This window comes from Actinomadura violacea, from assembly GCF_017573465.1.
Taxonomy (GTDB): Bacteria; Actinomycetota; Actinomycetes; order Streptosporangiales; family Streptosporangiaceae; genus Spirillospora; species Spirillospora violacea.
Genome location: NZ_JAGEPF010000045.1, coordinates 16,342 through 40,472, shown reverse-complemented (window position 1 = coordinate 40,472; position 24,131 = coordinate 16,342). Strand labels below are relative to the sequence as shown.

General features: G+C 68.0%; 28 protein-coding genes and 1 pseudogene. 11 read left to right on the top strand and 18 right to left on the bottom strand.

Annotation, left to right across the window (positions count from 1 at the left end):
* Positions 1–521: 521 nt before the first annotated feature.
* From J4709_RS48220 to J4709_RS48210, 3 genes are read left to right on the top strand one after another with little or no spacing between them, the layout of a single operon-like run.
* Entirely contained in the window at positions 522–1,550 is a 1,029-nt protein-coding gene (locus J4709_RS48220; RefSeq protein WP_208252223.1) for an ABC-three component system protein, read from the top strand.
* Positions 1,547–2,008, top strand: a complete 462-nt coding sequence (locus J4709_RS48215; RefSeq protein WP_208252222.1) for an ABC-three component system middle component 2 — start codon at positions 1,547–1,549, stop codon at positions 2,006–2,008. The genes J4709_RS48220 and J4709_RS48215 overlap by 4 nt, the downstream gene beginning before the upstream one ends.
* On the top strand, positions 2,001–3,842 hold the full coding sequence (locus J4709_RS48210; protein WP_208252221.1) for an SMC family protein: 1,842 nt from the start codon (positions 2,001–2,003) through the stop codon (positions 3,840–3,842). Before J4709_RS48215 ends, J4709_RS48210 begins: the two co-directional genes overlap by 8 nt.
* Positions 3,843–3,997: 155 nt before the next feature.
* Here the strand turns inward: J4709_RS48210 and J4709_RS48205 are convergent, their stop codons facing one another.
* The 5 genes from J4709_RS48205 to J4709_RS48185 form a co-directional block, all read right to left on the bottom strand.
* Complete coding sequence (locus J4709_RS48205; RefSeq protein WP_208252220.1) at positions 3,998–4,693, bottom strand: ISAs1 family transposase; 696 nt, start codon at positions 4,691–4,693, stop codon at positions 3,998–4,000.
* Positions 4,694–4,755: 62 nt separating this feature from the next.
* Positions 4,756–4,935 carry a hypothetical protein gene (locus tag J4709_RS48200; protein ID WP_208252264.1) on the bottom strand — a complete coding sequence of 60 codons (180 nt, stop codon included), beginning with the start codon at positions 4,933–4,935 and terminating at the stop codon, positions 4,756–4,758.
* Positions 4,875–5,147, bottom strand: coding sequence for a transposase family protein (locus J4709_RS56310; RefSeq protein ID WP_208252219.1), 273 nt, complete (start codon positions 5,145–5,147; stop codon positions 4,875–4,877). The genes J4709_RS48200 and J4709_RS56310 overlap by 61 nt, the downstream gene beginning before the upstream one ends.
* Before the next feature lie 209 nt (positions 5,148–5,356).
* On the bottom strand, positions 5,357–5,986 hold the full coding sequence (locus J4709_RS48190; RefSeq protein ID WP_208252218.1) for an SDR family oxidoreductase: 630 nt from the start codon (positions 5,984–5,986) through the stop codon (positions 5,357–5,359).
* A 67-nt stretch (positions 5,987–6,053) separates the two neighbouring features.
* Positions 6,054–6,971, bottom strand: coding sequence for an alpha/beta hydrolase family protein (locus J4709_RS48185; protein ID WP_208252217.1), 918 nt, complete (start codon positions 6,969–6,971; stop codon positions 6,054–6,056).
* 338 nt (positions 6,972–7,309) lie between these two features.
* Here J4709_RS48185 and J4709_RS48180 point away from each other — a divergent pair, with 338 nt between their 5' ends.
* Positions 7,310–8,467, top strand: a complete 1,158-nt coding sequence (locus J4709_RS48180) for a low temperature requirement protein A (protein ID WP_208252216.1) — start codon at positions 7,310–7,312, stop codon at positions 8,465–8,467.
* Between the two features lie 97 nt (positions 8,468–8,564).
* Here J4709_RS48180 and J4709_RS48175 read toward each other — a convergent pair whose 3' ends face one another.
* The gene (locus tag J4709_RS48175) at positions 8,565–9,212 is read right to left on the bottom strand and encodes an MmyB family transcriptional regulator (RefSeq protein ID WP_208252215.1); all 648 of its coding nucleotides are present in this window, start codon (positions 9,210–9,212) and stop codon (positions 8,565–8,567) included.
* Positions 9,213–9,735: 523 nt separating this feature from the next.
* Between J4709_RS48175 and J4709_RS48170 the strand changes: the two genes are divergently transcribed.
* Positions 9,736–9,987, top strand: a complete 252-nt coding sequence (locus tag J4709_RS48170) for a hypothetical protein (protein ID WP_208252214.1) — start codon at positions 9,736–9,738, stop codon at positions 9,985–9,987.
* Here the strand turns inward: J4709_RS48170 and J4709_RS48165 are convergent.
* Complete coding sequence (locus J4709_RS48165) at positions 9,971–10,477, bottom strand: hypothetical protein (RefSeq protein ID WP_208252213.1); 507 nt, start codon at positions 10,475–10,477, stop codon at positions 9,971–9,973. The two genes, J4709_RS48170 and J4709_RS48165, sit on opposite strands and share 17 nt — an antisense overlap.
* Before the next feature lie 185 nt (positions 10,478–10,662).
* Between J4709_RS48165 and J4709_RS48160 the strand changes: the two genes are divergently transcribed.
* Positions 10,663–11,025 (top strand): hypothetical protein, encoded by a 363-nt coding sequence (locus tag J4709_RS48160; RefSeq protein WP_208252212.1) that lies wholly within the window; start codon positions 10,663–10,665, stop codon positions 11,023–11,025.
* Positions 11,026–11,169: 144 nt separating this feature from the next.
* On the opposite strand, the gene J4709_RS48155 is transcribed toward J4709_RS48160, so the two are convergent.
* The 4 genes from J4709_RS48155 to J4709_RS48140 all read right to left on the bottom strand — a co-directional run bounded on the left by J4709_RS48155 (position 11,170) and on the right by J4709_RS48140 (position 13,727).
* Entirely contained in the window at positions 11,170–11,508 is a 339-nt protein-coding gene (locus tag J4709_RS48155) for a hypothetical protein (protein ID WP_208252211.1), read from the bottom strand.
* A 101-nt stretch (positions 11,509–11,609) separates the two neighbouring features.
* Positions 11,610–12,179 (bottom strand): dihydrofolate reductase family protein, encoded by a 570-nt coding sequence (locus tag J4709_RS48150; protein WP_208252210.1) that lies wholly within the window; start codon positions 12,177–12,179, stop codon positions 11,610–11,612.
* A gap of 246 nt (positions 12,180–12,425) precedes the next feature.
* The gene (locus tag J4709_RS48145; RefSeq protein ID WP_208252209.1) at positions 12,426–12,659 is read right to left on the bottom strand and encodes a hypothetical protein; all 234 of its coding nucleotides are present in this window, start codon (positions 12,657–12,659) and stop codon (positions 12,426–12,428) included.
* A gap of 204 nt (positions 12,660–12,863) precedes the next feature.
* Positions 12,864–13,727: a GNAT family N-acetyltransferase gene (locus tag J4709_RS48140; protein ID WP_208252208.1), complete on the bottom strand. Its 864-nt coding sequence runs from the start codon at positions 13,725–13,727 to the stop codon at positions 12,864–12,866.
* A 264-nt stretch (positions 13,728–13,991) separates the two neighbouring features.
* On the opposite strand from J4709_RS48140, the gene J4709_RS48135 reads away from it, so the two are divergent.
* Complete coding sequence (locus J4709_RS48135; RefSeq protein WP_208252207.1) at positions 13,992–14,972, top strand: ATP-dependent DNA ligase; 981 nt, start codon at positions 13,992–13,994, stop codon at positions 14,970–14,972.
* A gap of 30 nt (positions 14,973–15,002) precedes the next feature.
* On the opposite strand, the gene J4709_RS48130 is transcribed toward J4709_RS48135, so the two are convergent.
* Positions 15,003–15,692, bottom strand: a complete 690-nt coding sequence (locus J4709_RS48130; protein ID WP_208252206.1) for an alpha/beta fold hydrolase — start codon at positions 15,690–15,692, stop codon at positions 15,003–15,005.
* A gap of 338 nt (positions 15,693–16,030) precedes the next feature.
* On the opposite strand from J4709_RS48130, the gene J4709_RS48125 reads away from it, so the two are divergent.
* Complete coding sequence (locus J4709_RS48125) at positions 16,031–16,213, top strand: hypothetical protein (RefSeq protein ID WP_208252205.1); 183 nt, start codon at positions 16,031–16,033, stop codon at positions 16,211–16,213.
* A gap of 268 nt (positions 16,214–16,481) precedes the next feature.
* Here J4709_RS48125 and J4709_RS48120 read toward each other — a convergent pair whose 3' ends face one another.
* Positions 16,482–16,910 carry a MerR family transcriptional regulator gene (locus J4709_RS48120; RefSeq protein ID WP_208252204.1) on the bottom strand — a complete coding sequence of 143 codons (429 nt, stop codon included), beginning with the start codon at positions 16,908–16,910 and terminating at the stop codon, positions 16,482–16,484.
* A gap of 156 nt (positions 16,911–17,066) precedes the next feature.
* Between J4709_RS48120 and J4709_RS48115 the strand changes: the two genes are divergently transcribed.
* The gene (locus J4709_RS48115; RefSeq protein WP_208252203.1) at positions 17,067–18,017 is read left to right on the top strand and encodes an alpha/beta hydrolase family protein; all 951 of its coding nucleotides are present in this window, start codon (positions 17,067–17,069) and stop codon (positions 18,015–18,017) included.
* Between the two features lie 380 nt (positions 18,018–18,397).
* Here the strand turns inward: J4709_RS48115 and J4709_RS56305 are convergent, their stop codons facing one another.
* Both J4709_RS56305 and J4709_RS48105 read right to left on the bottom strand, forming a co-directional pair.
* Entirely contained in the window at positions 18,398–18,694 is a 297-nt protein-coding gene (locus J4709_RS56305; RefSeq protein WP_372442243.1) for a Scr1 family TA system antitoxin-like transcriptional regulator, read from the bottom strand.
* Positions 18,695–18,823: 129 nt separating this feature from the next.
* Positions 18,824–19,516: a LysR family substrate-binding domain-containing protein gene (locus J4709_RS48105; protein WP_307802122.1), complete on the bottom strand. Its 693-nt coding sequence runs from the start codon at positions 19,514–19,516 to the stop codon at positions 18,824–18,826.
* Between the two features lie 55 nt (positions 19,517–19,571).
* Between J4709_RS48105 and J4709_RS48100 the strand changes: the two genes are divergently transcribed.
* Complete coding sequence (locus tag J4709_RS48100; protein WP_208252201.1) at positions 19,572–19,955, top strand: DUF5997 family protein; 384 nt, start codon at positions 19,572–19,574, stop codon at positions 19,953–19,955.
* A 263-nt stretch (positions 19,956–20,218) separates the two neighbouring features.
* Here J4709_RS48100 and J4709_RS48095 read toward each other — a convergent pair whose 3' ends face one another.
* Both J4709_RS48095 and J4709_RS56300 read right to left on the bottom strand, forming a co-directional pair.
* On the bottom strand, positions 20,219–21,133 hold the full coding sequence (locus tag J4709_RS48095; RefSeq protein WP_208252200.1) for an erythromycin esterase family protein: 915 nt from the start codon (positions 21,131–21,133) through the stop codon (positions 20,219–20,221).
* A 173-nt stretch (positions 21,134–21,306) separates the two neighbouring features.
* Positions 21,307–22,142: pseudogene (locus tag J4709_RS56300) on the bottom strand (IS5 family transposase).
* Positions 22,143–22,333: 191 nt separating this feature from the next.
* Between J4709_RS56300 and J4709_RS48085 the strand changes: the two are divergent.
* On the top strand, positions 22,334–23,326 hold the full coding sequence (locus J4709_RS48085) for a phosphotransferase family protein (RefSeq protein ID WP_307802120.1): 993 nt from the start codon (positions 22,334–22,336) through the stop codon (positions 23,324–23,326).
* A 168-nt stretch (positions 23,327–23,494) separates the two neighbouring features.
* On the opposite strand, the gene J4709_RS48080 is transcribed toward J4709_RS48085, so the two are convergent.
* Positions 23,495–24,097 (bottom strand): TetR/AcrR family transcriptional regulator, encoded by a 603-nt coding sequence (locus J4709_RS48080; RefSeq protein WP_208252257.1) that lies wholly within the window; start codon positions 24,095–24,097, stop codon positions 23,495–23,497.
* Positions 24,098–24,131: the final 34 nt, after the last annotated feature.

The window sequence follows — 24,131 nt, the reverse complement described above, 5'->3', positions numbered from 1 at the left end:
TTCCTGTCGGAGCGACAACGCATCGCCACGCTGTCCGAGCACGGAGACGGGATCGAGGTCGCTGCCAGTTAAACTGGGCTCTCACAAACGGTCTTGCGCGAGCTAAAGCGCCACATGTGCTGGCATAACCAGGGCGTTTACCACGCCGACCAGACGCATGCCCTTGCTCTGGGCAATGCCCGGGTGGAACGCGCCGGCAAGCTCCTCCGCGCCGGCAAGTTGCGTACTGTGGCTCAGCGGATGCGGGTGGTAACGATGGAGCCCACAGGACATCGCATACCCGACACCCGCACCTCTCGCCGTCCCGCTCAGGTTGTGCAGTCGAGCCATCTGCGCACCGCGACGCCTGAAGCATCGCCGCTTATGCATCAAAGGTGGATCTGTTCCAATTGATCCATCGATGATATCTTTTTGCCGTAGCGTCTACATCGGCATTTGTTGCGGATTGAAGGGGGAATGTGTCGGAGCACGTGCCACAAGGCGATCCCCCCGAGCCACCCCTGGTGCTCAGGGGCCCGGCGATGCAGTTCCCCTCCATGCCGAGTCCCAAGAAGATCGTCTTCGGCTATGACCCGGATGAGTTCGAGGAGTTCGTCAAGGAGTGGGTTCCGGCGCTGAATCCACTGTACGTGCGGGTGGAGCGGCACGGCGGTAGCGGTGACCACGGGATCGATGTGGCCGGCTACCGCACGCCGCAGGGCCTGGAAGGGCCGTGGGACAACTACCAGTGCAAGCGCTACAAGAGTGCCTTGAGCTGGAATACAGCCTCGGCTGAGATGCGGAAGATGTTCGCCGGTGTCGTGCTGGGTCACTTCATCCGGCCGACGCAGTACGTCTTCGTCGCGCCGGCGATCGCCCGCACACTGCGGCAGGCTCTCGCCAAGCCGAGCGAGGCCCGCGCAACGTTCCTCCAAGACCTGACGGGAACCACCGATGAGGTCATCACCCGACTGACGCCCGAGGAGCAACTTCGCGTCAGGGAGCTGGCCGAGCAGACGGACTTCTCCATGTTCGTACCGGTCGACATGGACCTGATGCTCGCCCAACACAAGACCACTCCGGCCTGGGCGACCCGCTTCGGTGACGAGTTACGCGAGCGCCCTGCCATCCTTCAACCTCCTGACCGGCACGATCCCGGCGAGACCCGATACGTTCGAGAGCTCGTAAAGGTGTATGCCGAGCGCTGGAAGGACGCGGCCGACACTCTGGAACTGATCGCCCAACACCCCAAGGCGGGCGATCACATGCGGCGCCAGCGCGAGGCGTTCTATAGCGCTGAATCCCTGCGTCGCTTCGCTCGCGACGCTTACCCCGACGGGCACTTCAACGCGATCTTGGATGACGTCCACACCATTGCAGTAGAGGTTTCCGACAGGCGCTACGAATACGGCTGGGACCGTCTGCAGGCTGTCCTCGAAGCTGCCGGGGTCATTGCTCTGACCGAAACGGTTCTCAGCAGGTACGTGAGGCCCTTGGATCGCAAGGGGGTATGCCATCACCTGGCGAACGATGGCCGACTGGCATGGTGCGAGGAAGAGGGAGCCTCATGAACCCGCTCAACAGCCCCCTGGAGATCGGGGTGCGGGCCTTGGTGCTGCTGGCAGAGAGCCATCCGCGGCCGCTGGACTTGGCGCAGCTAGCTCTGCTGGACCACGCCGTTTTGCACAGCGGTGACCTCAACGGCCCGCCCAGCCTGCACCCGTCCCTGCCCGGCCACACGGGCGAGTTAGGCATGAAGCGCACCGTGCTGGAACAAGCGCTGTTGGTACTGATCCGCGCTGGCCTCGCCAAGGTCGATGCGGACGAGACCGGTCTGGTCTACCGCGCCACCGAGCGCGGGCCCGCCTTCGTCGACATCCTTGAGGCTCCCTACGTGGAGCGACTGCGCCAGCGGGCCGAGTGGGCTGTGCACCATTGGGCGCCGGAGACCGACGTACGCGCCACCACAGCGAACTTGCTCAACGGCTCGCTTCCCTCACCCACACCGTTCGAGGGCCGTCGTGACTGAACTACAGCTGACCCATCTCACCTATGCCGGGTCCCATGTGCCCCCCGCGCAGATCGTGTTCGGCCCAGAGCTGACCGTCATCTACGGCACCTCCGACACCGGCAAGTCTTTCATCGTCAAGTCCATCGAATACATGTTCGGGGGCGCCGACCCGACAATGGTGCCGGAGGCAGATGGCTACACCCAGATTCTTCTGGGGTTACTCATGCCAGACGGTGCCCCTTTGACTCTAGTCCGCGCCCCAGAGACCAACAGCATCCATCTACACAACGAGGACCTGCGCGATCAGGTGATCCGGCCCCCGGATGCGACGGTCACTGCGGTCCACAATGCCCGCAGCAAGAATAGCCTGTCGATTCATCTGCTACGCGCGCTGGGCCTTGACGGAATCCTGATCCGCAAGAACGAAGCGGGCGGAACTCGTCCTCTCGCGCTAGCCGACCTGGTGCACCTGTCTTTGGTCACCGAGAACCGAATGGTCGGTCAGGTGCCTCCGGTGCTGCGGACCGGCACGGCCGCTACCCGCACCGCAGAGTTGTCCGTCATGCGGTTCCTGTTGACCGGAGAGGGAGATCCGGCCGTGGAAACCGGCCCCAATGCGGGTCAACGCCGCGTCCACAAGGGGCAGATACAACTCCTGGACCAGCTCGCCATCGACCTGTCGTCCAAACTCGCCACACAGGAGAACGATCGCCAACTGCGCGACCGACTCATTCGAATCCGCGGAGCGCTGGAGGATCAGTCCGGCCCGCTGCGTCAAGTCAACGAATCCCACCACGAAGCAGTTGACTCCCGCATGAATACCGCCAGGGAGCTGGCCGTACTCGACGAGCGACTGACCGAAGTCAGTGACCTGCTGGGCCGCTTTCGGCTATTGGAGGCCCAATACCGCTCGGACCTAGAGCGTCTGGCGATGGTCAACGAAGTAGGCAGCATCCTGGGCTACTTCAAAGTCGGCACCTGCGTGTTCTGTGGCGCGGAAGTTGAGCATCAACAGCCCAGCCACAGCGTGGAGGAGACCACTCAGCTTTACGTTGCGGTGGAGGCCGAGGCTGCCAAGACATCTGCTCTGCTCGGGGACTTGCTGCCAACGATCGCCGACCTGGACGACGAACAGACCGCCCTCCTCAGCCGCCGGGTTGAGGCCCAGTCCGACATCGGTAGGTGGGACCAGATCATCGCCGAACTGGAAGGCGGCATCGCTCTACTGCGATCGGACGTCGAAGCGCTTGTGGAGGAACGCTCCGCTGTCGAGCGGGAGTTGGAACTGCACGAACGCATCGCAGAGCTGGACGAGAAGCGCTCCCGCCTAGTCGGTGAGGGATCTGTTCCGTCCACACGTTCCACGCAGTACATCCCGACGAGTGTCCTGGGCGATTTCGACTCCGTCCTCCAACAAACGCTGGATGCATGGCAGGTCCCAGACGTCGATCACGCAGAATACGATCAATACCACGCCGAGATCCGCGCGGGCGGACGAATACGTGCCGGACGCGGCAAAGGCGTACGATCCGTCCTTCACTCTGCTTTCACCACAGCATTGGCACGCTTTTGCATGGGCCGAGATCTATACCATCTCGGCTTCGTCGTCCTGGACTCACCGGTGGTCACCTACCGCGATCCGGAACCCGACGAAGTTCCCGATATACCCGATGTCGAAATGACATCTACCGTCGTCGACCGTTTCTACAAAGACATGCTTTCCTTTCCTGGGCAAGCCGTCGTCATCGAGAACGGCGACCCGCCGACCAAAGTGCTCTCGGAGGCCACCACCTACCACTTCACCGGAGCCGGAGGCCAACGAGCAGGCTTCTTCCCGACACACCTGCACTGAGGCCAAGAGAGCGTCGAAATGCAGCCACCGTGGTCCCTGCATCGGCGATCGACGACACGGCAAAGCTGGCCGGCAGTGGTCCGGTCGCCGCCGATGCCGTCAGCACCGACGGGCAGGGCAATTTCGAAGTCGTTGGGTGATGGCTGGTGGTGACGTTATGTGAGCATGAGCAGCGGGGCGGCGCGGTCGTGGTCGCGGCCGATCCGTTGGACGGTTTCGGTGATCTTGGTGATGCCGTTGACGGCCAGGACGCCGAGGGCGAGGTTGCGCAGGGCGGCGGTGTTGCGGGGGCCGTTGCCCAGGTAGGCCTGCTGGTCGTCTTCGCGCCATACGGTGTCGCGGGGGCGGTGCTCGACGTTCTCGATCGACCAGTGCCCGCGGGTGCAGGTGTGGAAGTCGGCGCTGGTCATCCAGGCGCGGCTGGTGACCATCAGAACGGTCTCCTTGCTGGTGGGGCGTCCTGCCAGGTCGGCGATGTCGCGGCGGATCACCGCCAGGCGGGCGGCATGCGGCAGCTTCACCCCGGCTCCCGGGGGAAGGCCGGTGCTCCAGGTCGTCCAGGTGCCGATCCGGCCGTGATCGTCCTCGGTGACCACGTGCGGGGTCTGCCCGCCCGACACCAGGGCGGACGCCAGGCGTTTGCAGGCCGCGTACAGCACTTCGCGGTTGCCCTTGACCGCCATCAAGTAGTCGGCGTTCTTGTCCTTCACCAGGTGGCGGGCGGTGGCGGCGCAGGTGTGCGCGGCGTCCATCGTCACCAGTGCACCGTCGATCTCCAGGCCGGCCAGCAGGGTCTTGACCTGGGTGGTCTCGGTGGTGCCCTCGGGAACGCGGATCTGGGCGAGCGTCACCGGGGCCTGCCCCCCGCGGCGTGGACCAGCGCGGAGAACAGCACCGGCCGGCCGTCGTCGGCCTAGGCGCCGTGCAGGTCCTTGCCGTCCAGCGCGATCTGCCATCCGGCCTGGTCGCAGGCGGCGCAGGCCCGCAGCCAGTCGCCGATGACGCGGTCGAGCGCGTCGGCGTCCACCGCGATCAGGACCCGGCGGATCGTGGCGGCTCCGGCGGCGGCGCGCCGACGCGTGAGCGGGTCCACCGCGCTCCCACCATGGCGAGCAGGTCTTGGGAGAAGTCCGCGGCCGCCGATCCCATCTCCCGGTAGTTGTAGGCCCCGCCCAGCGTGGCCACCACCGCCACCGCCAGGACCGCCACCAGCCGGTGCTGGATCCCCCGGCGCCTGCGCGGATCGGTCAGGCCATCCAGGCCATCCAGCAGAGACGGGACCGCCCGGGCATGCGAAACTGACACCGATGACCTTCTTGTTCGGGTACTGGAAGCGTGAGAACTCCCATGATCCCGAACAGAAGGTCATCTTCGTTCCGGCATCACCCTGCGTAACCGCAGCCGATCCGGACAACAGGGCCTGATCACCTCAGACAGGCGACCTTGAAATTGCCCTGGTCGCTGCGCATGACTCCTTTTGGCCCTGGGGTCACGTTCGGGAGAAACCCGACATGTCATAGGAATGACGGCTTGTCGCTGTCGGTGCCGGGTTTGTTCACTCCGAGGTTCGAGCGTGGCCACAGGTCGGGCGAGGCGATGATGTCGGCGACCAGGGCCGCCACGCTCTTGCGGGAGACCTCGGTTCCCTTGAAGGGTTCGTCTTTGTGGGTGAGCTCGTAGTCGACTTCGTCGGTGTCGGTGAGCCAGGCGGGCCGCAGGATCGTGTAGTCGAGGGAGGAGGCCTCGATGGTGTCGGCGGCGGCGCGGTAGGGCGGGAGCATTCCGCCGATCTGCCGCCGGTTCCATTCGCCGAAGGCGCCCGGGACCTCGTCGTAGATTCCCAGCGAGGTGATGAAGATCAGGCGTTGGACGCTCTGTTTCCGCATCGCCTCGACGATGCGTTCGGCTTGGACGTCGAGGTCGCCTGCGAGGTTGGCGTAGACGATGTCCTGCCCGGCCACGGCATCGGCGAGGCGGTCGCGGTCCAGTACGTCGCCTTCGACGACCCGGGCTGAGGCGGGCGTGTCGGTGAGGCGGCCGGGGTCGCGTGCGAACAGGGTCAGGTCAGCGTCGTTGTCGGCGAGCATGCGGGTCGCCTGTTGTGCGATCCGTCCGCCAGCGCCCAGTACCAGCACGTTCGGCATGGCAGTGTTCTCCCCAATGGTCTCTCTGGAGGGCGCAGCCATCCCGCCGCCCTCTGCGGGTGCTGGGTCACTGGAGGTGCTTGTCGAACCAGTTGATCGGGACTTCGGGGTGTTCGCCGAAGTAGTTGTAGCCACGGAACCGCTGGTCGGTGCCGCGGATCCAGTGCAGGTCCTTGTCGGCGACCGGCAGGGCATCGTAGATCGACTGGACGTCCTCGGGGCGGGTCATGGTGTCGTCGTGGACCTGCGCGACGAGCGTCGGGACGGTGACCGCCTTGACGTGCTCGATCGGGGACTGCTCGTCCAGGTGGAACCCGGTCCGCTCGTGCACGGCCTTGTCGAACCTCTCGAACCCGTCGGCCATGCCGATGCCCTTGACGAACTCCTCGATCACGGGGCGCGCCGAGACCGGTTGCAACATGACCATCGCCTGGATCTCGGAGAACTCTTCGGGGTGGGTGGACCAGGCCACGGCGGTGGAGTCGGCGCCCAGGCACACCGACAGCAGGACCTTCCTCATGCTGCGGGTGTCGGGCCGCGAGGCGGCGTAGCGCAACGAGCCGATGACGTCGCGGTACTCGCGCAGCCCGATTCCGGCGATCCCGCCGTTGCCCTGACCGCTCATGCCGTGGTTGCGGATGTCGTAGGCCAGGACGTTGTAGCCGGCGTCGTGCAGGGCCCGGTACTCGGGCAGGAAGCTCACCTCGAAGCCGCCCAGGCCGCTGAACTCCGGGAGATGCCCGGGGTACCCGTACCGGTTGCCCGGCAGGAAGTGATTGTGGATGACGAGCTTGTCCGAATCGGCCGGGATGAACCAGCCCTCCAGCGGCACGCCGTCCATCGAGGGGAAGAAGACGTCCTCATAGGCCAGCCCCACCTCGTCGGGGCGGCGCAGCACCGGTGCGCGGCGCCCCGCGGTCGTGCCGGTGGTCCACAGCTGGACGAAGTTGTCGAACGCCGCCTGAGCCTTCTGGTCTTCCGCCATCGTGATCTCCTCCTTGAACACCTGCCCCGCAGGGCTTTCTGTCGGCGTGCCCGGTGGGCGGCTCGGGATGCGCGGCGAACGGAGCCCGGCTCCCAAAGCCGGTTAAAGTCCGGTCGGCCGACGCATCCGGGCTGATCCGGCCCATGCCCGCACACTCGGCGGACGCACGGCCAGGCCCTGGTCGCGCGGGGCCTGACGCGGCGGGTCCGGCGGCCGCCCGGAACAGGCCCCGATCGCCCGGTCGTCCGCGAGCCGTCGCCCCGGCCCGGGTCGTGGTCCATCAGACTTGTCACGGCGCGGCTCGCGATCACGCCGGCCGCGCGTCAAGGAGAGCCGAGATGAGCAAGCCCGAGCCGCTGGGGTTCCGGCGCGAGGTGTCCCCGCTGGAGTTGTTCTTCGATCTGGTGTTCGTGTTCGCGGTCTCGCAACTGTCCCATCACCTGCTGGAACACCTGTCGTGGCGGGGTGCGGCGCAGGCCGCGGTGCTGCTGGTCGCGGTGTTCGGCGCGTGGGCCTACACCAGCTTCGAGGCGACCCTGCTGGACATCGACCGCCGCGCCACCCGCTGGATGATCGTCATCGCCATGGGCCTCGGGCTGTTCATGAACGCCGCGATCTCCCACGCGTTCACCGACCGGGCCTGGGCGTTCGTGGCTCCGCTGCTGCTGATCCTGTTCTTCGGCGCCGGCGTGACGGCCGTGACGGTGCCCGCGGCCGACCTGCGCGGCCACTACCGCCGGCTGCTGGTCTGGACGACGGCCTCCGCCCCGCTGTGGATCGCCGGAGCCCTGGTCGACCCCGGCCCGCGGCTGTGGTGGTGGACCGCCGCCGCGCTCATCGACCTCACCGGGACCTGGCTCGCCCACCCCCTGCCCGGGCACGTCTTCAGCAGCCGCAACCTGGACTTCGACGCCGACCACATGCTCGAACGGCTCCGCTTGTTCTTCATCATCGTGCTCGGCGAGACCGTGCTCACCGTCGGCACGGCCATCGCCGACGCGCCGATCGGCGTGGCGACCGTCCTGGCCTCCGCCGGCGTGTTCACCGCCCTGGTATGCCTGTGGGCCGTCTACTTCGGCGGCGGCGAGAACCTCGTCACCGCCTTCACCGCCACCACCTCCGACCCGATGCGCTCGGTCCGGCTCGCCATGAACACCGCCTACATCGTCCAAGCCGCCCTCATCGCCCTGGCGGTCGCCGGCGAACTGGTCGTCGCCCACCCCGAAGGACACGGCTCGCCCACCCTGGCCCTGCTGCTGTTCGGCGGGCCCGCCCTCTACCTGGCCGCCCAAGCCTGGTACTACCGCGCCACCACCAACAGCGCCTGGCCCCAACGCCTCCTCGCCGGCGCCGCACTCGCCGCCGCCGGCATCACCGCCGTCTGGCTCCCCCCGCTCGCCTCGCTCGCCCTCCTCGACGCGATCTTGATCGGCGCCACCGCCCTGCTCACCCGCACCCACCGGCACCTCACCGACACACCGCCGGACGGCTCGTGATTCCCAGCGAACAGAGCCCGGCCCCAAAACCGGTTGAAGCCCGGCCGGCCGACGCATCCCGCTGACACCGGCTACCGCATCGAGGCGTACGGCGCGGTCAGGCCGGGTTCGGCCGCGATCGGCTTATCAGCGCCGCGCCGTCATCGCGGTGGCCGTCCACGCCGCCAGCAGCTGAAGGCGCTCTGCGGTCGGTGAGGCAGGCTCGGCGACATAGGTCGACAGGACGATCGAGGGAGCCGAGGCCAGCGTGAAGCTGCTCGAACCCGAGCACGAGCTCGCCGACCTCGCGGTGGCGGAGGGTCTTGCCGCCGGTGCGGTGGACGCCGACGTCGTGGGCCGCCCAGCGGCGGCGGAAGTCCTCGCTGCGGGTGGACAGCTCGCCGATCAGCCGGGTGAGGTGCCTGTCGTGCGGCGTGGCCCCGGCCTGGGCCCGCAGGATCCGCACGCACACGGCGGCCGCATCGTCGGGGTCGGCGTAGAACTCGTCGGCGGCGGGGTCGAGGAACACGAACGAGGCCAGGTTCGCAGGAGCCGCGGCCGAGCGCCGGGCCGGGCTGTCGTAGACGACGGAGAACAGCACCCGGCCCAGAGGATTCGCGGCCAGGACGTCCAGGCATCGGTCACATGGCGTCGGACCGTGTTCGCTCGTTGTTTGCTCGTATGTCGCGGAACAACGTGGCAGGCGCCGACACGGGGCGTCATCAGTGTGGGGCGGTAGGGCGGACAGAGCGGTACAGAACCGCACGGGTCGGCAGGTGGCGGCATGGGGGCCACGGTCGTGCAGGGGTCTTCTAAACCGACGGTCGCGGATTCGAATCAGACTTCGGTGCTTGCCGTCTTGAAGACAAAGCCTGGTCAGTCGCCAGGTGGAAGCGACCCTTGGAGATCTACAATGTAAAGACCCAGGGCTAGACAAATCCTCCGCATCCGCTGGGGCCCTGCAGCCGGGCAGCAGCCAGCCGACCAAAGGGGCGTTCGAGCGCGCAAGGAGGACACCGTCCGGCAGCGGCAGATCCTTGGAGTGTCCCTGCTCGCTGCGGCCTCAGCGACGACGTCCCGGCACCGTCACGGCCCAGCCTGACCTTCCCGGCCGATGGGCAGCACTTCACCCTCGATCACCGGGGACCTGCGCCCGCACGCCCCCGTGTCCCAGAGTTGACCAGCGGACTGTCGGACGACCTGCTCGGCTGACGAGCACTCACCCGCCCCGGCCTCGTCGTGTCGGCCAGGTGCTGGTCTAGCTCGCCGCGCAGCCGGGCGTACTCCTCGTGCTCCGTGGCCCGGCTGGGGATGGTGAGCGCGCGGAGTTCCCGCCCCTCGATCCCGATGAAGAGACCTGGGGTCGCCTCATCGGCACTGCCGCCGCCCCGGACGAGGCGCTCGACCTCGCCGAACGCGAGCTCGGCGCCGCCCCCGACCGCTGGGTCAACGAGGGAGTGATCGGCTCTGAATACGGCGACTACCGAGTCGCCCGCAACAACGTCTCGTCCTCGAACACGCGTGTCACGCAGGACGGATGACGATCGTGCTGACTGTCCCGTTGCCCCAGATGGTGGTGTTCGTCAGCACGCGTTGATCGAGGGACAGCGCCCAGAACTCGGGCACGAACCGGGTCGTGAACATCCCCGCGAAGTGGCCCCGGAATTGCTCAACCCCGCTGCCGGCAAAGTCCCACTTCTCCAGCAGCCGGACCTGCGCCCACGCCTGCTCCGGCTCATAGACGGGATCCTCGGAGTAATCAACGCTGATCAGAAACTCGCGCTGCTCGTTGAAGAGGCCGAACTCGACAGCCATTCGCAGCCAGCCTGCGTTGAGCTTGGCGGCGAGTTCGGGATCGTTGACGTCGACGACCTCCTCCGGCCTCGCATCGAAACGTCCGTCCTCCCTGCGGGAGCTTGCCGCTGACCTGCCGGGCTTCAGCGGCAGCCGGACCTCGTCTTCTTCACGCTCGATGAAAAGCAGCCCCGCAGGAGCCAATGTGGCGGCGATGTCGGCATCGGTCAAAGGCACTCGGGCACGATAGCCGACCCGATGATCACCGGCCGACGGATGATTGGCCTGGAACCTGTGATGTTTCGGCGGCTCCTCGCACAGGTTCGCGCGAACATGTGCGAGGAGCCGGAGGACTCTCTGGAAGCGATCGCGAGACTGTACTTCTACTAAGGATCCGGCAGGACCTGGAACAGCAGCGCGGCGTGATCGAGTCGATGCTTGTGCAGGACGTCAGCCCGCCGTGGGGATGGACCGACGCCGAGCGCGCCGACGCCGCCCTCTACTTGTCTGGGTCGATCACCGATCCGGCGCCGTCGGCGGTGTATGGACGGCGGCCGGGCGCGGTTACAGCATGGTGGGCAGGCGACCGGGCCGCCCAGATCGGGGTGCGGTGGGTCCGCCGACACTGCCAGGTCGCTGAGGTGGCCCGCTACAACCGCATGCAGGGATTCGATCTGGTGCGGGAGGAGCAGCGGGCCAGCGCGCGGCCGTACATGATGGCCGGCGGGCCGAGCGGCTGGACCTGGCCCCGTGGTTCGGGCCGGTCAGGGCGGGGGGCGCCCTGACCGTGTGAACTGTTGCAGTCCTGGTGGGCCTGGGAGCGACCTCAACGCAGCCCACGCGCGCATGCCGTCCGCACGGCTCTCAGCGTTCAGCTCGGTCCAGAGAAGGCTGGCCCATCATGACCGGTCCGGGTGTTGCCGGGCGTACTAGGGATTCGTCGGTTTGGACCCTCGGTGGTCACGCAGCGGCGGTCGGTAGATCACCTCGACATACATGATCCGCCCGTTGACGACGTCGAGGTTGAGCATGCCCTTCGCAGGATCGAGGGTGACGCAACGATGGCCTGGGCCATAGGGCTGGCCCCGGGGATGAGGCTCGGTCTCGAAGCTCTGACAGAAATCGTCGCCGCACCCACAGTCGGCGACCAGGCGAAGATCCCATGCGCAGACGGCAAGCTCGCGCTCGCCCTCCTCCTCGAGCAAAGCCACCAGTTCAGCGACAAGCTCCGGGAAGACCTCGCGCACAAGCGGATGCTCACCTTCCATGGCAGCGACCATAACCGAGACGTGAGGTCCGAGATCAACGTCAGGACCATTCGTTTCGCGTTCACCACATGTCGGCCACAGCACTCGATCAGACGGGGGCGTCACTCGGGTGGTTCGTTTCCGGCGACGCGGTAGTCGAGGAGCACGAGACGATCGTCGATCACGGTGGTGGCGGTGAGGTCCAGGTCGAGGGCGGGCAACTGAGAGAAGACCGGTCCCTCGCCCTCGGCCCCGTGGACCATGGGGAAGAGCATCACCCGGACACGGTCGACCAAGCCGAGCAGGAAGAGGCTGCGCACCAGCGACGGGCTTCCGATGGTGCGCATCGGAAGCCCGTCGTCCATGGCCTTGAGACGTGGCACTGCCGTCTCGAGCGGCTCGTCGATGAGCGTGGTGTTCGCCCAGGCAAGCGGCGGCTGGAGCGTCTTCGAGAAGACCACTTTGGGCAGTTCGGTCATCCGCGGGAAGGTCGGGTCGTCTCCGGTCGCGACGATCTCGGCCATCCGCCGGTACGTTTCCGCGCCCATGAGCGTGACGTGTTCCTGAGCGAGTTGGGCGTGGATCCATTCGAATAGGCCCGGCCCCTCGTAACCCCAGTACGCCTTGGGCTTCGGCCCGCCGCCGCCGTACCCGTCGACTGTGCTGAACATGTCGACTACCAGCTCACGCATTAGCCCTCCCAGCAGGTCGTCGTAAGACGAGATGGAGCACCGACATCCGTCTTCGTCCTGTGCAGACCGCGCGGACAGCCCGAACTCATCGGTCTGCCGCCGGCGGCGCGCACAGCCGAGTCGTGTGACGACCCGCGCATGGCGGTGCTCAGACGAGCAACCCCGGGCAGGTGCGCCTCAAGCAAGGCACGCCTGCCCGGCGATGATGTGCCCGCCGGGTGCTCAAACGAACGCCTGAGGGGGAGGTCAGTCGAAGAGGCCGCCCAGCAGCCCGCCCAGGACATCGGCGGCGATATCTCCTTCGATGTCGCCCGCAACGTCGCCCATGACGTCCAGAGCGATGCCTCCGAGCCCCAGCCGCAACACCACAAATCGCCGAGTGACTGCAGGCGGCAACCACACCTCAGCACCGCAGCGTGCCGAACATCCGTCCCGAGGGTTCTGGGTGTCGGCGGCGGCGCGCTCGTTCATCTCGACCATGCGTCGCTGGCAGCGTGTGCGGGCCTGTTCGAGGAGCTTCTCGGTGGCGATGAGCTGTTCTCGGTGTTGGGCGGGTCATGAATACAGCGCAGGTCAGGCGGGCGTTTGCGTGTGGGCGGCTCTTTTGCGGCGGAAGGCCGCAGCCAGCGGCCTGTCCTTGCTGAGGCCGGCTCCCAGGTTCATGCCCGGCGCAACCCCGATCTTCTAGAGATGATGCCTGCTCGCGAGATAGGGCGCCGGTTCGGGAATCCCGCGCAGGGCGAGGTAGCCATCCCGGCCGAGGTCGAGGCGGGCGGCCAGGCCGATGTCGATGGCCCAGGGGTTTCCGGCCGTGATGTGGCCGATGACGGCCTTCTGCCGGGTGTGCGCGAGGGCCTCCCACAGGAGCCGCTCGGCGGTCTCGACCTGCGCGGCGGCCAGCAGGATCGGATTCCCCTCGTCCCTGTCGAGGTAGACGTAGCCGGGCCGCTCGCCGGGCGAGGACGAGACGATCAGCCGCCGGCGCTCCAGCATGTGCGGATGGTCGGCGCCGTGGGGGCCGCCGCGCAACGTCACGTCCAGCGCGTCCATCCATTCGAAGTCGTCCGGGCGTCCTTCGCGGAGGCCGTCGATCGCGGGCAGGGTGCTGCGGTCGACGTGTCCGGTCATGCTCATCAGCGGGTGCAGGGCGAAGCCTGCGAGGCGGTAGCGGCGGGTCGCGGCCGGGTGCGGGGACGAGGAGATCAGGCCGGGGCGGTCGCCCGCGTGCGCGAGGGCGGCGTCGAAAAGCCTGCGGCCGACGCCCTTGCCCTGGAGGCCCGGCAGGACGCCGAAGACGGCCAGGTACCAGACGCCGCCCCGGTTCTGCGCGACCGCGAGGCCGACGATCTCTCCGCCGTCCGCCTCGGCGACCCAGCAGCCGCCGGGGTCGGTCGCGATGTGGTGGCCGATCCCTTCGATCCAGTTGCGGCCGGACGCCTCGTCCGGCGGCTCGGGCTCCGGCTCGTCCCAGCGCCGGTCCATTCGGTCGGCCTCGAGGAAGGCGGCGGCGGAGACGCGCTGGGCGGCGGGCAGGTCATCCGGTGTCATGGGTCTGATCCGCACGGAGTCCATGGGGCGCATGATCCTGCAGGGACAGGGCGGACGTCACGCGCATTTCGGCGACGTCCGAACATGCGTTCTGGGCGCCGTCTAACGGACGGCCGGGTCCGTCAGCCGAGGGGCAATGAGCCGTCCATGCAATGGCCAAGCTTCTGGCGGTTGCGCTGTCCTGGCGGGGCCTGCGGGTAGCCGCACACCACGAGCTGGTTGGCGGGGGTGGCGGCAGTGCACATCGGTGGGCCCGTCGTCCCCATGGCAGCGACGGCGATCGACCACATCCCGGACGAGGCGGCCTGCCCGGGCGGATGCCGCTATGAGCCCAAGTGGGACGGGTTCCGCGCGCTGGCGATCGTCAACGAGGACGGCGGCGTCCGTCTGTGGTCGCGGCGTCTGAAGTCCTTCAACGACGCGTTTCCCGAGGTCGTTCTGGCGGTCTTCGACGCCCTCCCGGCGGGGACCGTTGTCGACGGTGAGATCGTGCGCTGGGGACGCGACGGGCGCCTGGATTTCGCCGCGCTGCAACGCCGCCATGTCGCCGGCCGCCGCCGACGCGACCTCGTGCTCGCCGAACCCTGCCACTACGTGGTGTGCGATCTACTGGAGACAGGCGGGACCGACTACCGGCCCAGACCACTGACCGAACGCCGCCAAGCCCTTGAGCGGCTTCTTGTCGGTGTGCCGGATGGTTCCCTGATCGTGCTGTGCCCCCAGATGCGCGACGTCGGCGAAGCCCGGCTGTGGTTCGAGATACTGCCGGCCCAGGGCATCGAAGGCCTGGTCGTCAAGGCCGCCAACAGCCGCTACAGCGAAGGCAAGCGTGGCTGGTGGAAGGTCAAGCACCGCGCCACCACCGAAGCCATCATCGGCGGCGTCACCGGAAGCATTGACGTGCCTCAAACGCTGATCCTCGGCCGCTACGAGCGGGGTGGACGTTTGCGTGTCGTCGGCCGCACTTCGCCGTTGCCGCCGACGGCGAGCCATTCGCTGGCCGCCTTGCTGACGGCTGCAGGCGACGATCATCCGTGGCCACCGGTCCTGCCCGCCGGATGGGCCGGCGGTCTGCCCGGCGCGGAGACATCGACTTCGTACGCCCGTGTCGTCCCGAGCGTTGTGGCGGAGATCAGCGTGGACGCTGCAGTGGAGCATGGCCGGTGGCGTCACTCGGTGCGCTACGTCCGCGCCCGACCGGACCTGACGCCCGAGGACGTGCCGGAGGGCCTCGACCTGGAATGAGCCGGTTGTGCCTGACTGAGGACAGGTCGATCACAATGCGGCGCGGTACGCCTCCAGACGGTCAGCTAGTTCCTTCGGATGGCCGAGCATGGGGCAGTGGTCGCCTGGCATCTCGTCCGGCTGGAAACCGAGCCGCTCGGCGACCATGCTTCGCATGAACTCGGCCGGGAAGAAACGGTCGTCGGACGACATCAAGAACCTGGTTGCTACCCGCGGCCACGTGGTCAGCGGCCATGGCCGTCCGAATGGGGCCGACGCTTGTTTCCGCTGGTGCTCCGCCATGAACTCGGCAGCCAGGGCGGCCGGGGTGTCATGCAGGACGAGGGAGAGTGCGTCTTCTTCGGTGCCCTGCGCGACGCCCCTGCGGCGGTCGGATTCCTGCCGGGCCGCCCCGTAACCGGTGTTGTCCCACCACTGGCCTGGTGACTCGCCCGGGGCCGGAACCTGGGCTTGGAGCATGACCAGCAAGTCCGCCGACACCCGGTCGCAGACGAGTGGGCCGGTGAAGCCGCCGAACGAGTGGGCGACGACTACGAGATCGGTCCGGTCGCCGATGGCCTCGACCACCACGTCCGCGTACTCAGCGAGTCCGGCCGACTCCTCATCACACGGCAGAGCCGGTGCGACCACCTCGTGGCCCCGGGCGCGCAGATCCTCAGCCAGCGGCCCCCAATACCACGCATCAACAGCCGCGGCATGGATCAATACATACGTCGCCATGGACCGGGACCCTCCACCGTCGCTTGCAACCAGGGACTTCATGTGGGTCACCCATGCTGCCACGCTCGACCTCCCGCGCCGCTTCGTGGAATGCCTCGCCCGGCTCTTGGTCGTCCGCCGCCGTCAGATCGGCACGCCGAAGTGATCTCGGGCGCTGAGAGCGTTTCGGCAGGTGATTCTGGTGCCGCGATGGTTCACGAGCGCGGCTGCGTGTACCGCCTGCCCAGCGACGCGGCGTCTCCCAGACCACAGCTACCGGTTGCTGACGGGAGATCGACATCCTCGCCAACGAGGCACCCGACCCCTACGAAGTCCTGAGCCGCCGTCAGCACGAGGGCATGACACACCTGATCCCGGACAGCTCACTGATCGAGCGAATCGGCTCAGGGCTCGGCATCCTCACCGCGGTCCGCCCAAACGGCAGGTCAGAGCAGGCGCTTCGCGCCGAGGCCCGCATGTTTCACGCCCTGCTGCGGCACGTCCGGGACCTGGACGAGCAGAGGGCCGTCGAGCTCAAGTAGCGATGGCGCCCCGGCAGCACGTCACCCTCAGCCTCAGCCGGATCGGCGACGTCGCCCGCTCAGCCCTAATGGGACCCACCGGCCGAACTGGGCGGCCACCAGCCGTGATGGACGGGATGGGCTGTCGATCAGCGCGGTGTTGCGCGAGGACGGCATCTGCCGCCCGAGGATGCATCAGGTGCTGGAGTCGGCGTGGCCGAAGCCGCGCCCGGGACGGCCCCGCGGGCGACGCGGCTTGCTCCCTGCGAACCGGTGATCTGCTCTGTTCTTACGAGGTCCTGGTCCGCGCGGCGGGGTGCTCGGCCACTGTCCGCTCCTGCGGGGTGTCGCCGGGTCGGCAGGACCTTCCGGTGAGCATGTTCGTGGCGGCGCCGGTGATGACCGAGTCGAGCCGGTTGCGGGTGTCGGTCAGGTCGGCGATATGCCTGTCGATGTGGTCGCGCTGGGCGGCTAGGCCGGCGAGCAGTTCGGGCGTGGCGCGGCCGTCGACGACGCAGGGGATGAGGTCGACGATGGTCTTGCTGGACAGTCCGGCTGCGTACAACTGCTGGATGAGCCGGACCCGCTCGACCGCACTGTCGGGATAGTGGCGCTGACCGCTGGAGCTGCGCTCGGCGGCGAGGAGCCCCTGCTGCTCGTAGTACCGCAGGGACCGGACGCTGACCCCTGTCTTGGCGGCGAGTTCCCCGATGCGCATCCGTCCCCCTGCGATGTGCGGCACACACCCTTGCCTCTGACATGGATGTCAGGTTTTAGCGTACCCGGTGAGAGGCCGGTCGCCTGCCTCCCGGTCCTGCCGTGAACAGTCGCGGATCGGCCCACCGCACGAACTTCCCCGAGGATTGAGGCACCCATGACCACTCCCGCTCCCGCGCCGACCGGAATCACCGACGGCCTCGCCGCCGCCCCGATCGTCTCGGTGAAGCCGATCGTGCTGCCGGCCCCCGAACGTGGCGAAGACCTGCATGTGCGGGTGTCCGCGCCGGTCACCGGACACGACCTGCCGATCATCGTTTTCGCGCACGGCTTCGGCTCCAACCTGGACGGCTACGCACCCCTGACCGACTACTGGGCCGCCCACGGTTTCGTGGTCGTCCAGGCCACCCACCTGGACTCCAGGAGGCTGACCCTCACCGCGAACGACCCCCGCAAACCCCGGACATGGCGGATCCGCGTCGCCGACATGAAGCGCATCCTCGACGACCTCGACGTGCTGGAAACGGCCGTCCCTGGCCTGGCCGGACGCCTGGACCACGGCCGCATCGCCGCGGCCGGGCACTCCTTCGGCGGCCACACTGCCGCCATGCTGCTGGGCCTGCGCGTCACCGACCCGCAGACCGGAGCCGCCGACGACCTGTCCGACCCTCGGGTCACGGCGGGCGTCCTGCTGGCCACGGCCGGGAGGGGCGGCGGCGACCTGACCCCCTACGCCACCGAGAACCTCCCCTGGCTGCGGGAGGTGGACTTCTCCCACCTCACCGCCCCCGCCCTGGTGGTCTCCGGCGACAAGGACCATCTCCCGGTGACCACCCTTGGACCGGAATGGACCACTGAGCCCTACACCCTCAGCCCTGGTGACAAGAGCCTGCTCACCATCTTCGGCGGCGAGCACCTCCTCGGGGGCATCTCCGGCTACGACGCCGCCGAGACCACCGACGAGAACCCCGAGCGCGTCGCCCTCGTCCAGCAGGTCACCCTCGCCTACCTGCGCCACGTCCTCGGCATCGACAGTTCCACCTGGATCGCGGCGCAAGCGGCACTCACAGGCGCCCCGCACCCGTTGGGACGACTCGAATCCAAGTGAGGTGCCGTAAGGATCAGCGCGTCGGGGCGGAACGCGCTGAAAGCATTGGGCACCCCGCCCCGGCGCGTCGACCCACCGGACCGGGCCGGGGGTATCGCCGCCCGCCCGCGAAATCGCACCGTCGCCCAGACCAACGCACGCACGTTGCTGCTTCTCACGGCCGCAGCCATCATCGACCAGCCCGACGAGGAGAGTGTTGTTCTCGCCTACGCGCCCCGTAGCAGCGGCTGACCTGTGTGGCCGTGGACGTTATGGGATCCGGGGCATCCCGCTGCACTGACGGCGGCATTCCGGAGCACGAAGCCCGCCGCCAGTGCACGCGCTCGCCGGGGTTGAGAAGGAGCTTCGGGCCGTCGGGGTCCTTGGAGTCGCGGACGGCACTACAACGGGTGACCGACCGGGCATGATGCGCAGATGACGTCGTAGGAAGGCGCGTCCTGCCGCTCAAGAACTGCGCGGCGGGTTATGCGGGCCTGGGGTCGGCGGAGTGGAACATCCTCGGGGTCGTCGGGGGACAGGATCCGGATCAGGGCGAGAGCGTACTCGCTTGTCTGGAGTGGCCGGGGATGAACTGGACCTGCCAGCTGCGGATCGCGGCGGCATCGGCCTCCGGCTCGGCGAAGAGCCGACCAGGACGTGATTGAACGGCGACCACCCGCCCCATTTCCAGCGGCCAACGAGTCGGCTCAGACGGGGAAGGCGCGGTCCAGCGCGGTAGTCCGCGACGGGACCCGAGTGAGTCCGCTCGCCGCAGGGTCAATTGGCGGAGGCCATCGTCATATGAGGGGCGGTGAGGCCGGTTCTCGTCACCTTCGGCGGCGCTTCTGGCGGCTGCGGGGCTTGGAGGCGGAGCGCTGTTGCGGTGGCTGCTTCTTACGGGTGGGCTGTTGTTGCTGGGGGTTGCGGCCACGGGAACTGTTGGGGGTGCGGCCGCGGACGATGCCGATCAGTTCCTCCATGAGGTCGGTCGTCTCGGCCTCAAGCCAGGCGAGGCCGATCTGGGACTGAGGAGCGTCGGTCACGGCTCGGTAGGTGAGGTCTTTGCGGTGGTGGAGGCGGGCCAGAGACTGGGGGAGCAGCAGGACGCCGGTTCCCGATGCCACCAGCTCGATCGCGGCGGCGGTGCTCTCAGGACGGGTGAACGCAGGTTGCCCGGGGCGCTCGTCCCAGGTCAAGACATCATCGAGTGGCTCGAACACGTCCTCGTCGGCGAGATCGGCGAGCTCCACTTCCTCCACTGCGGCCACCGCGTGATCCTTCGGCACCACGACCACGGTCGTCTCCAGGTACAGCGGGATCACATGGAGGGCCTCGCGGTCGACGGGCAGGCGTACGAACGCCGCGTCCACGCCCCCGTTCCGCAGCAGGGGGACGACCTCGGCCGCCGGCATCTGCAGCAGGCGAAGCGGCACCTCCCGGACCCGCTCGGCCCACACCCCGGCCCACTTCCCGGGCGTCACCCCTGGCACGTAGGCCAGCCGGAACTCACCATCGGTCACTCCGCCAGCCTAGTCACGTTCAGGCAGTTCCCTCCCGCTGGCTACCCTTGAGGTCATGGGCACGTCCAAAGCAAAGACCCCGCAGACCATGAAGCCCGCGACCGCGGCCAAGAAGCTGGGGATCCTGCTGTCGGCAGCACCCGCCGAGTTCCAGGAAGGCCCTGTCTCCCGGGACGAATTGAACGCGCTCCAAGCCGACCCGCCCTCGTGGCTGGCGAACCTGCGCCGTGAGGGCCCCCACCCCCGCCAGGTCGTCGCCGCCAGGCTCCGCGTCTCCGTTTCAGGTCTGGCCCGCGCCGGCATCACGGGCCCCCTCACCACGGCCGAGATCGAGAACCTGAAGGCCGAAAGGCCCGACTGGCTGGAACGCGAGCAAGCCGTCCAAGCCGAAGTCCGCAAGGAGGAACTCCGCCTCAAGCAGCAGCGCGCTAAGGCCTGACTCACGTGATATCCCCGGCCGCCCGCGCCGCGGCCCAGCTGCTCGCGGTATAGGCCGCGTTGGTGAAGGCGCTCTGCACGCACGTGATTCTCAGCCAGCGCAGCGCCCTGAGGCCGTGCACACCTCAGGCGGACGCGGCGACACGCATCGAGCGATATCGAGTATTCGTAAGTCGGTTCATAGCCGATGCCGCTGATGTGCCACGCGCCGTCCGCGCAGTCGACGCTGGGGCATCGAGGTGAACTAGGGCCTGTTTCTGGAATCTAGCCGGGCAGCGGTGCGAGCAGTCGGGCGGGCGTGACCTCTTCGGTGTGGAGGATGATGTCGAACCAGGCGGCCAGCGATCCGCCCGACAGGTGGTAGGCCGCGTCATCGGCGGGGTCGTAGGACGGGCCGATCAGCCGTGTCTTGGTCGGGGCGTTGAGCCAGTGGTGGACGGGTTCGGGCTGCGGTGCCCGAAGGTCCAGGAGGTATCCCGCTTGGCCGGCGGCGCCCGCGCTGAGCGCGGAGTCGGCGAACTGCGTGCTCGGCGAGGGGAGGGGCACCCCGATTGAGCCGTGGCCCAGGGTCAGGCCGATCGACCGGTAACGCGTCCCCATGTGTTCGCGCAGGTAACCGCCCATGTTGCGATGCGTCTCTGGAGGTGAGGACGGGGACACCGTGCGGGGGTCGCCGACCGCGGTGTGCGCCATACCGCCCCAGTACACGACCTTGTCGCCGGAGCGCTCCCGCCACCAGACCACACCGTCGGCGAGCTCGCGTTCCAGCCCGGCGAGACCGTCCAACCGCGTGGTGTGCCTGACCTGCCGGTCCGGAGCTTGGGCGAAACGCACTGGATCGTCGGGGTGACGCTGGTTGTATGACCTCATCCAGTGGATGAGGTCAAGGATCTCCTCGCTCTGCCAGAACGCCCGCGCTCCGCCCAGCAGCTCACGCGGGTCGCCGTGGCCGGTGGCGATGTAGGTGTCCAGCCCGAGCCGGGCGGCGTCGTCGCCCTCCAGGGCAAGTGACCGGAACCCCTCCTCCTCGACCAGGAGCCGCACGATGCGATGCGCCACCACCGACAATTCCCGGGTCTGCCGCGCAGCGGCGCCCAACGCCACGACCTCTGCGCCCCGCACCATCGACGCAACAGGCCGCACGTCCTCCAGCGACTCGCCGAGCTCCCGAGCGGCCACCCGGTGAGAACGTTTCCTGATCCACTCGGCCACCATCGACACCGACATCCCTGACCTCCACGCTCTTGATCTTCGCTTTTGTGGGTCGCGTCGCCCCGACGCGACCTACTCTCGAAAAGATCGTCTGACCTCAAGTGTGGTCGAGGTCAAGCAGAGGCGCTGGTCAGCACTGGTCATGGCCACTCGTTGATGCAGGCGACGCGCAACGTCGCCTCGTAGCGGACGGCGAGCTTGTCGTACCTGGTCGCGACCGCGCGGTTGCGCTTGAGCCGGTTGATCGCGCATTCCACGGCATGGCGTTCGCAGTAGTCGACCTTGTCGAACTTGGGCGGCCGGCCGCCCCGCGAAGCCCGTTTGAGCCGGTGGGCGGCCTGGTCCTTCTCCGGGATGGTGCACTTGATGCCGCGGCGCCGCAGGTAGGCGCGGTTGGTGCGGGAGGAGTAGGCCTTGTCGGCCCGCAGCCGGTCCGGGCGGGTGCGCGGGCGGCCTCCGCCGGGCCGGGGCACCCGGATCGCCCCCAACGCGGCCTCGAACTGCGGCGAATCGCCGCGTTGCCCGGCGGTGACTACGAACGAGAGTGGTTTCGGCCCTGCTCGACGGCCAGGTGCACCTTGGTGGTCAGCCCGCCGCGCGACCGCCCGAGCCCGTGATCTGCGGGTTCGCAGGACACCCCGCCCGGCGGTTCCTTCTGCTGGAGCGCGCGGGCGATGGTGGAGTCGAGTGAGACGCCCCAGGTGATCAGGCCCTCGGCGTCAGCCCGGACCTGCAGGTCTCTCGCGATACCCGCCCAGGCCCCATCCCGCTGCCGGCGTCGAAACAGCCTGTAGACCGTCTTTCACCTGCCATACCGCTCAAAGTCCCGCCACGGCGCACCGGTCCGGGCCTGCTACCGGATCCCCTCGATGAGCTGCCGTTTCGTCAACTTCGGCGGCCGTCCCGGCCTCTTATCGACCGGCAGCAACTCCTCCAGGGCCGCCCACTGCGCGGCGGTCAGATCACCCCGGCTCACGCCAAGGTCATCCCCTTCCGGGGGCCAGTGTCTAAGGCCATTAGGTGAGCCGTTCGACTTCCTTGCGGCATTAAGGACGTCCTCGGCGTTGTGGGCGTTCACCAGGCAGGCGTGCGCCGTTCGTCGATAGTCGGACGCTGCTGGAAGGTAGCCGGCGGCATGCGGGGCGTCGTCTTGAGTAGATTCTGCGGGTGCGGCAATTCGCGGACATCGAAGAACTGTCGGGGCTGGTGCGTGACGCGCTGGGAGCGGGATGCCGCGTAGTCGCGGTGGACCGGTTGCGCGGGGGGAGCAGGAAGGGTGTGTACCGGGTCCGCCTTGATGGAACGCGTACCGCCAGCGTGATCGTCTACAGCTGGGCCGAAGCTGAGAACTTCTGGCCAGGCGCGCCAGAGACCGACCCGGCTGACCCGTTCGCGCCCGTCTCCGGGCTGGTCCCGTTCCTGACCGCGCAGCGGACCTTGGACAGCCTCGGGGCACGGGTTCCGCGGGTGCTCCTGGCGGATGATGGTCGGCGCCGCTTTCCGGCGGACGTCGCCGTGGTCGAGGACGTCTCCGGCGGCACGCTTGAAGCACTCTTCGAAACCGATCCCACACGCGCCGCGAAAGCCCTGGGCGAGCTTGCCGAAATGCTTGAGGTGATGCACCGACACCAGGGCCGGCACTACGGCAAGGTGGACCTGCTGAAGCGGGGCGGATCTGTGTCCGATGCCTCGTGCGAGCGCCGGGTTCTTGACCGCGCCCTGCGGGACGTTGAGGAGGCAGCGGGGCGCGACGGGCGCATCGGGGCAGCGGGCGCCGCATTGCGCGACCGTCTGCATGAGCTGGCCGATCGGGTGAGCCCTCGCACGGAGTACGGACTGATCCATGGAGAACTCGGGCCCGACCACGTCCTCGTCGGCGCCGACGGGCACCCCGTCCTGATCGACATCGAGGGCTTGATGTACTTCGACGTCGAGTGGGAGCACGTCTTCCTTCAGCTCCGCTTCGGCGAGCGGTATACCGTGCTGGCGCGGCCTGGTCTCGATCCGCAGCGGCTCGACCTCTACATGCTCGCGATGCGTCTGTCGCTGGTGGCCGGTCCACTGCGTCTCCTCGACGGGGACTTTCCTGACCGGGAGTCCATGCAAGGGATCGCCGAGCACAACGCGAAAGAGGCGCTGGCGCTCCTGCCACTGGCGTAGCGCAGGCAGGTGGTTACGCGTTGTCGCCCGTTCCGGTCCCCTCACCACGCCCTCGTACGTCCGCGTCATGCCGAAGCTCGTGGCAGAGATCGGGGCGGATGCGGCCACAGAGCACGGCCGATGGCGCCACTTGATCGGTCCGTTCGCCGCATCAGGGCGAGGGCGCCGTCATCGTCCGTCAGGAGCGGGCTGGTGCCCGCGGATCCCGTCCAGGAGGTAAGTGGTGCGGCGGTCGTAGTCGTCACGGGGAGGCTGCTTGCCGTGTTTGAGGGCGAGGGCATTGTCGACGACGAGCGCGTGAAGGTCGCTCGCCGTGAACTCCGGCCGCAGTGCTCCGAAGTCTCGCGCCGCGGCGACGAGCTCGTCGTTGACCTCGCTCCCGACTCGGCAGATCTCCATGAGCTGGTGCGAGTGCGGATACGACTGCAATAGGACGTCGTTGACGGCGGGCTGGCGGTACTGGAGGTCGCGGATCGCCGTGAGGTAGTACGCGATCCGCTCGCCGACGTCGTCGATCGTCCGTGTGTGATCGATGATGGCGAACAGCTCCGTCGCGACGACCTCTTCGATGACGGCCTCGATGAGGCCGACCCGGCCGCCGAACCGGTTGAAGATCGTGGCCTTGCTCACGCCGGCGGCCTTGGCGACCTCCTCCAGCGGCACCGTCAGGCCCCGTCCCTGGAACGCGGCGATCGCGGCGGACCGGATCTGTTCGGAGTTGCGCCTGGCATCGGCGCGCAGCCGCGGTTCGGATGGCGCCGCACCGGTCAAGGTCCTCACCGCCTCTCACCGCCGCCCGGCATCG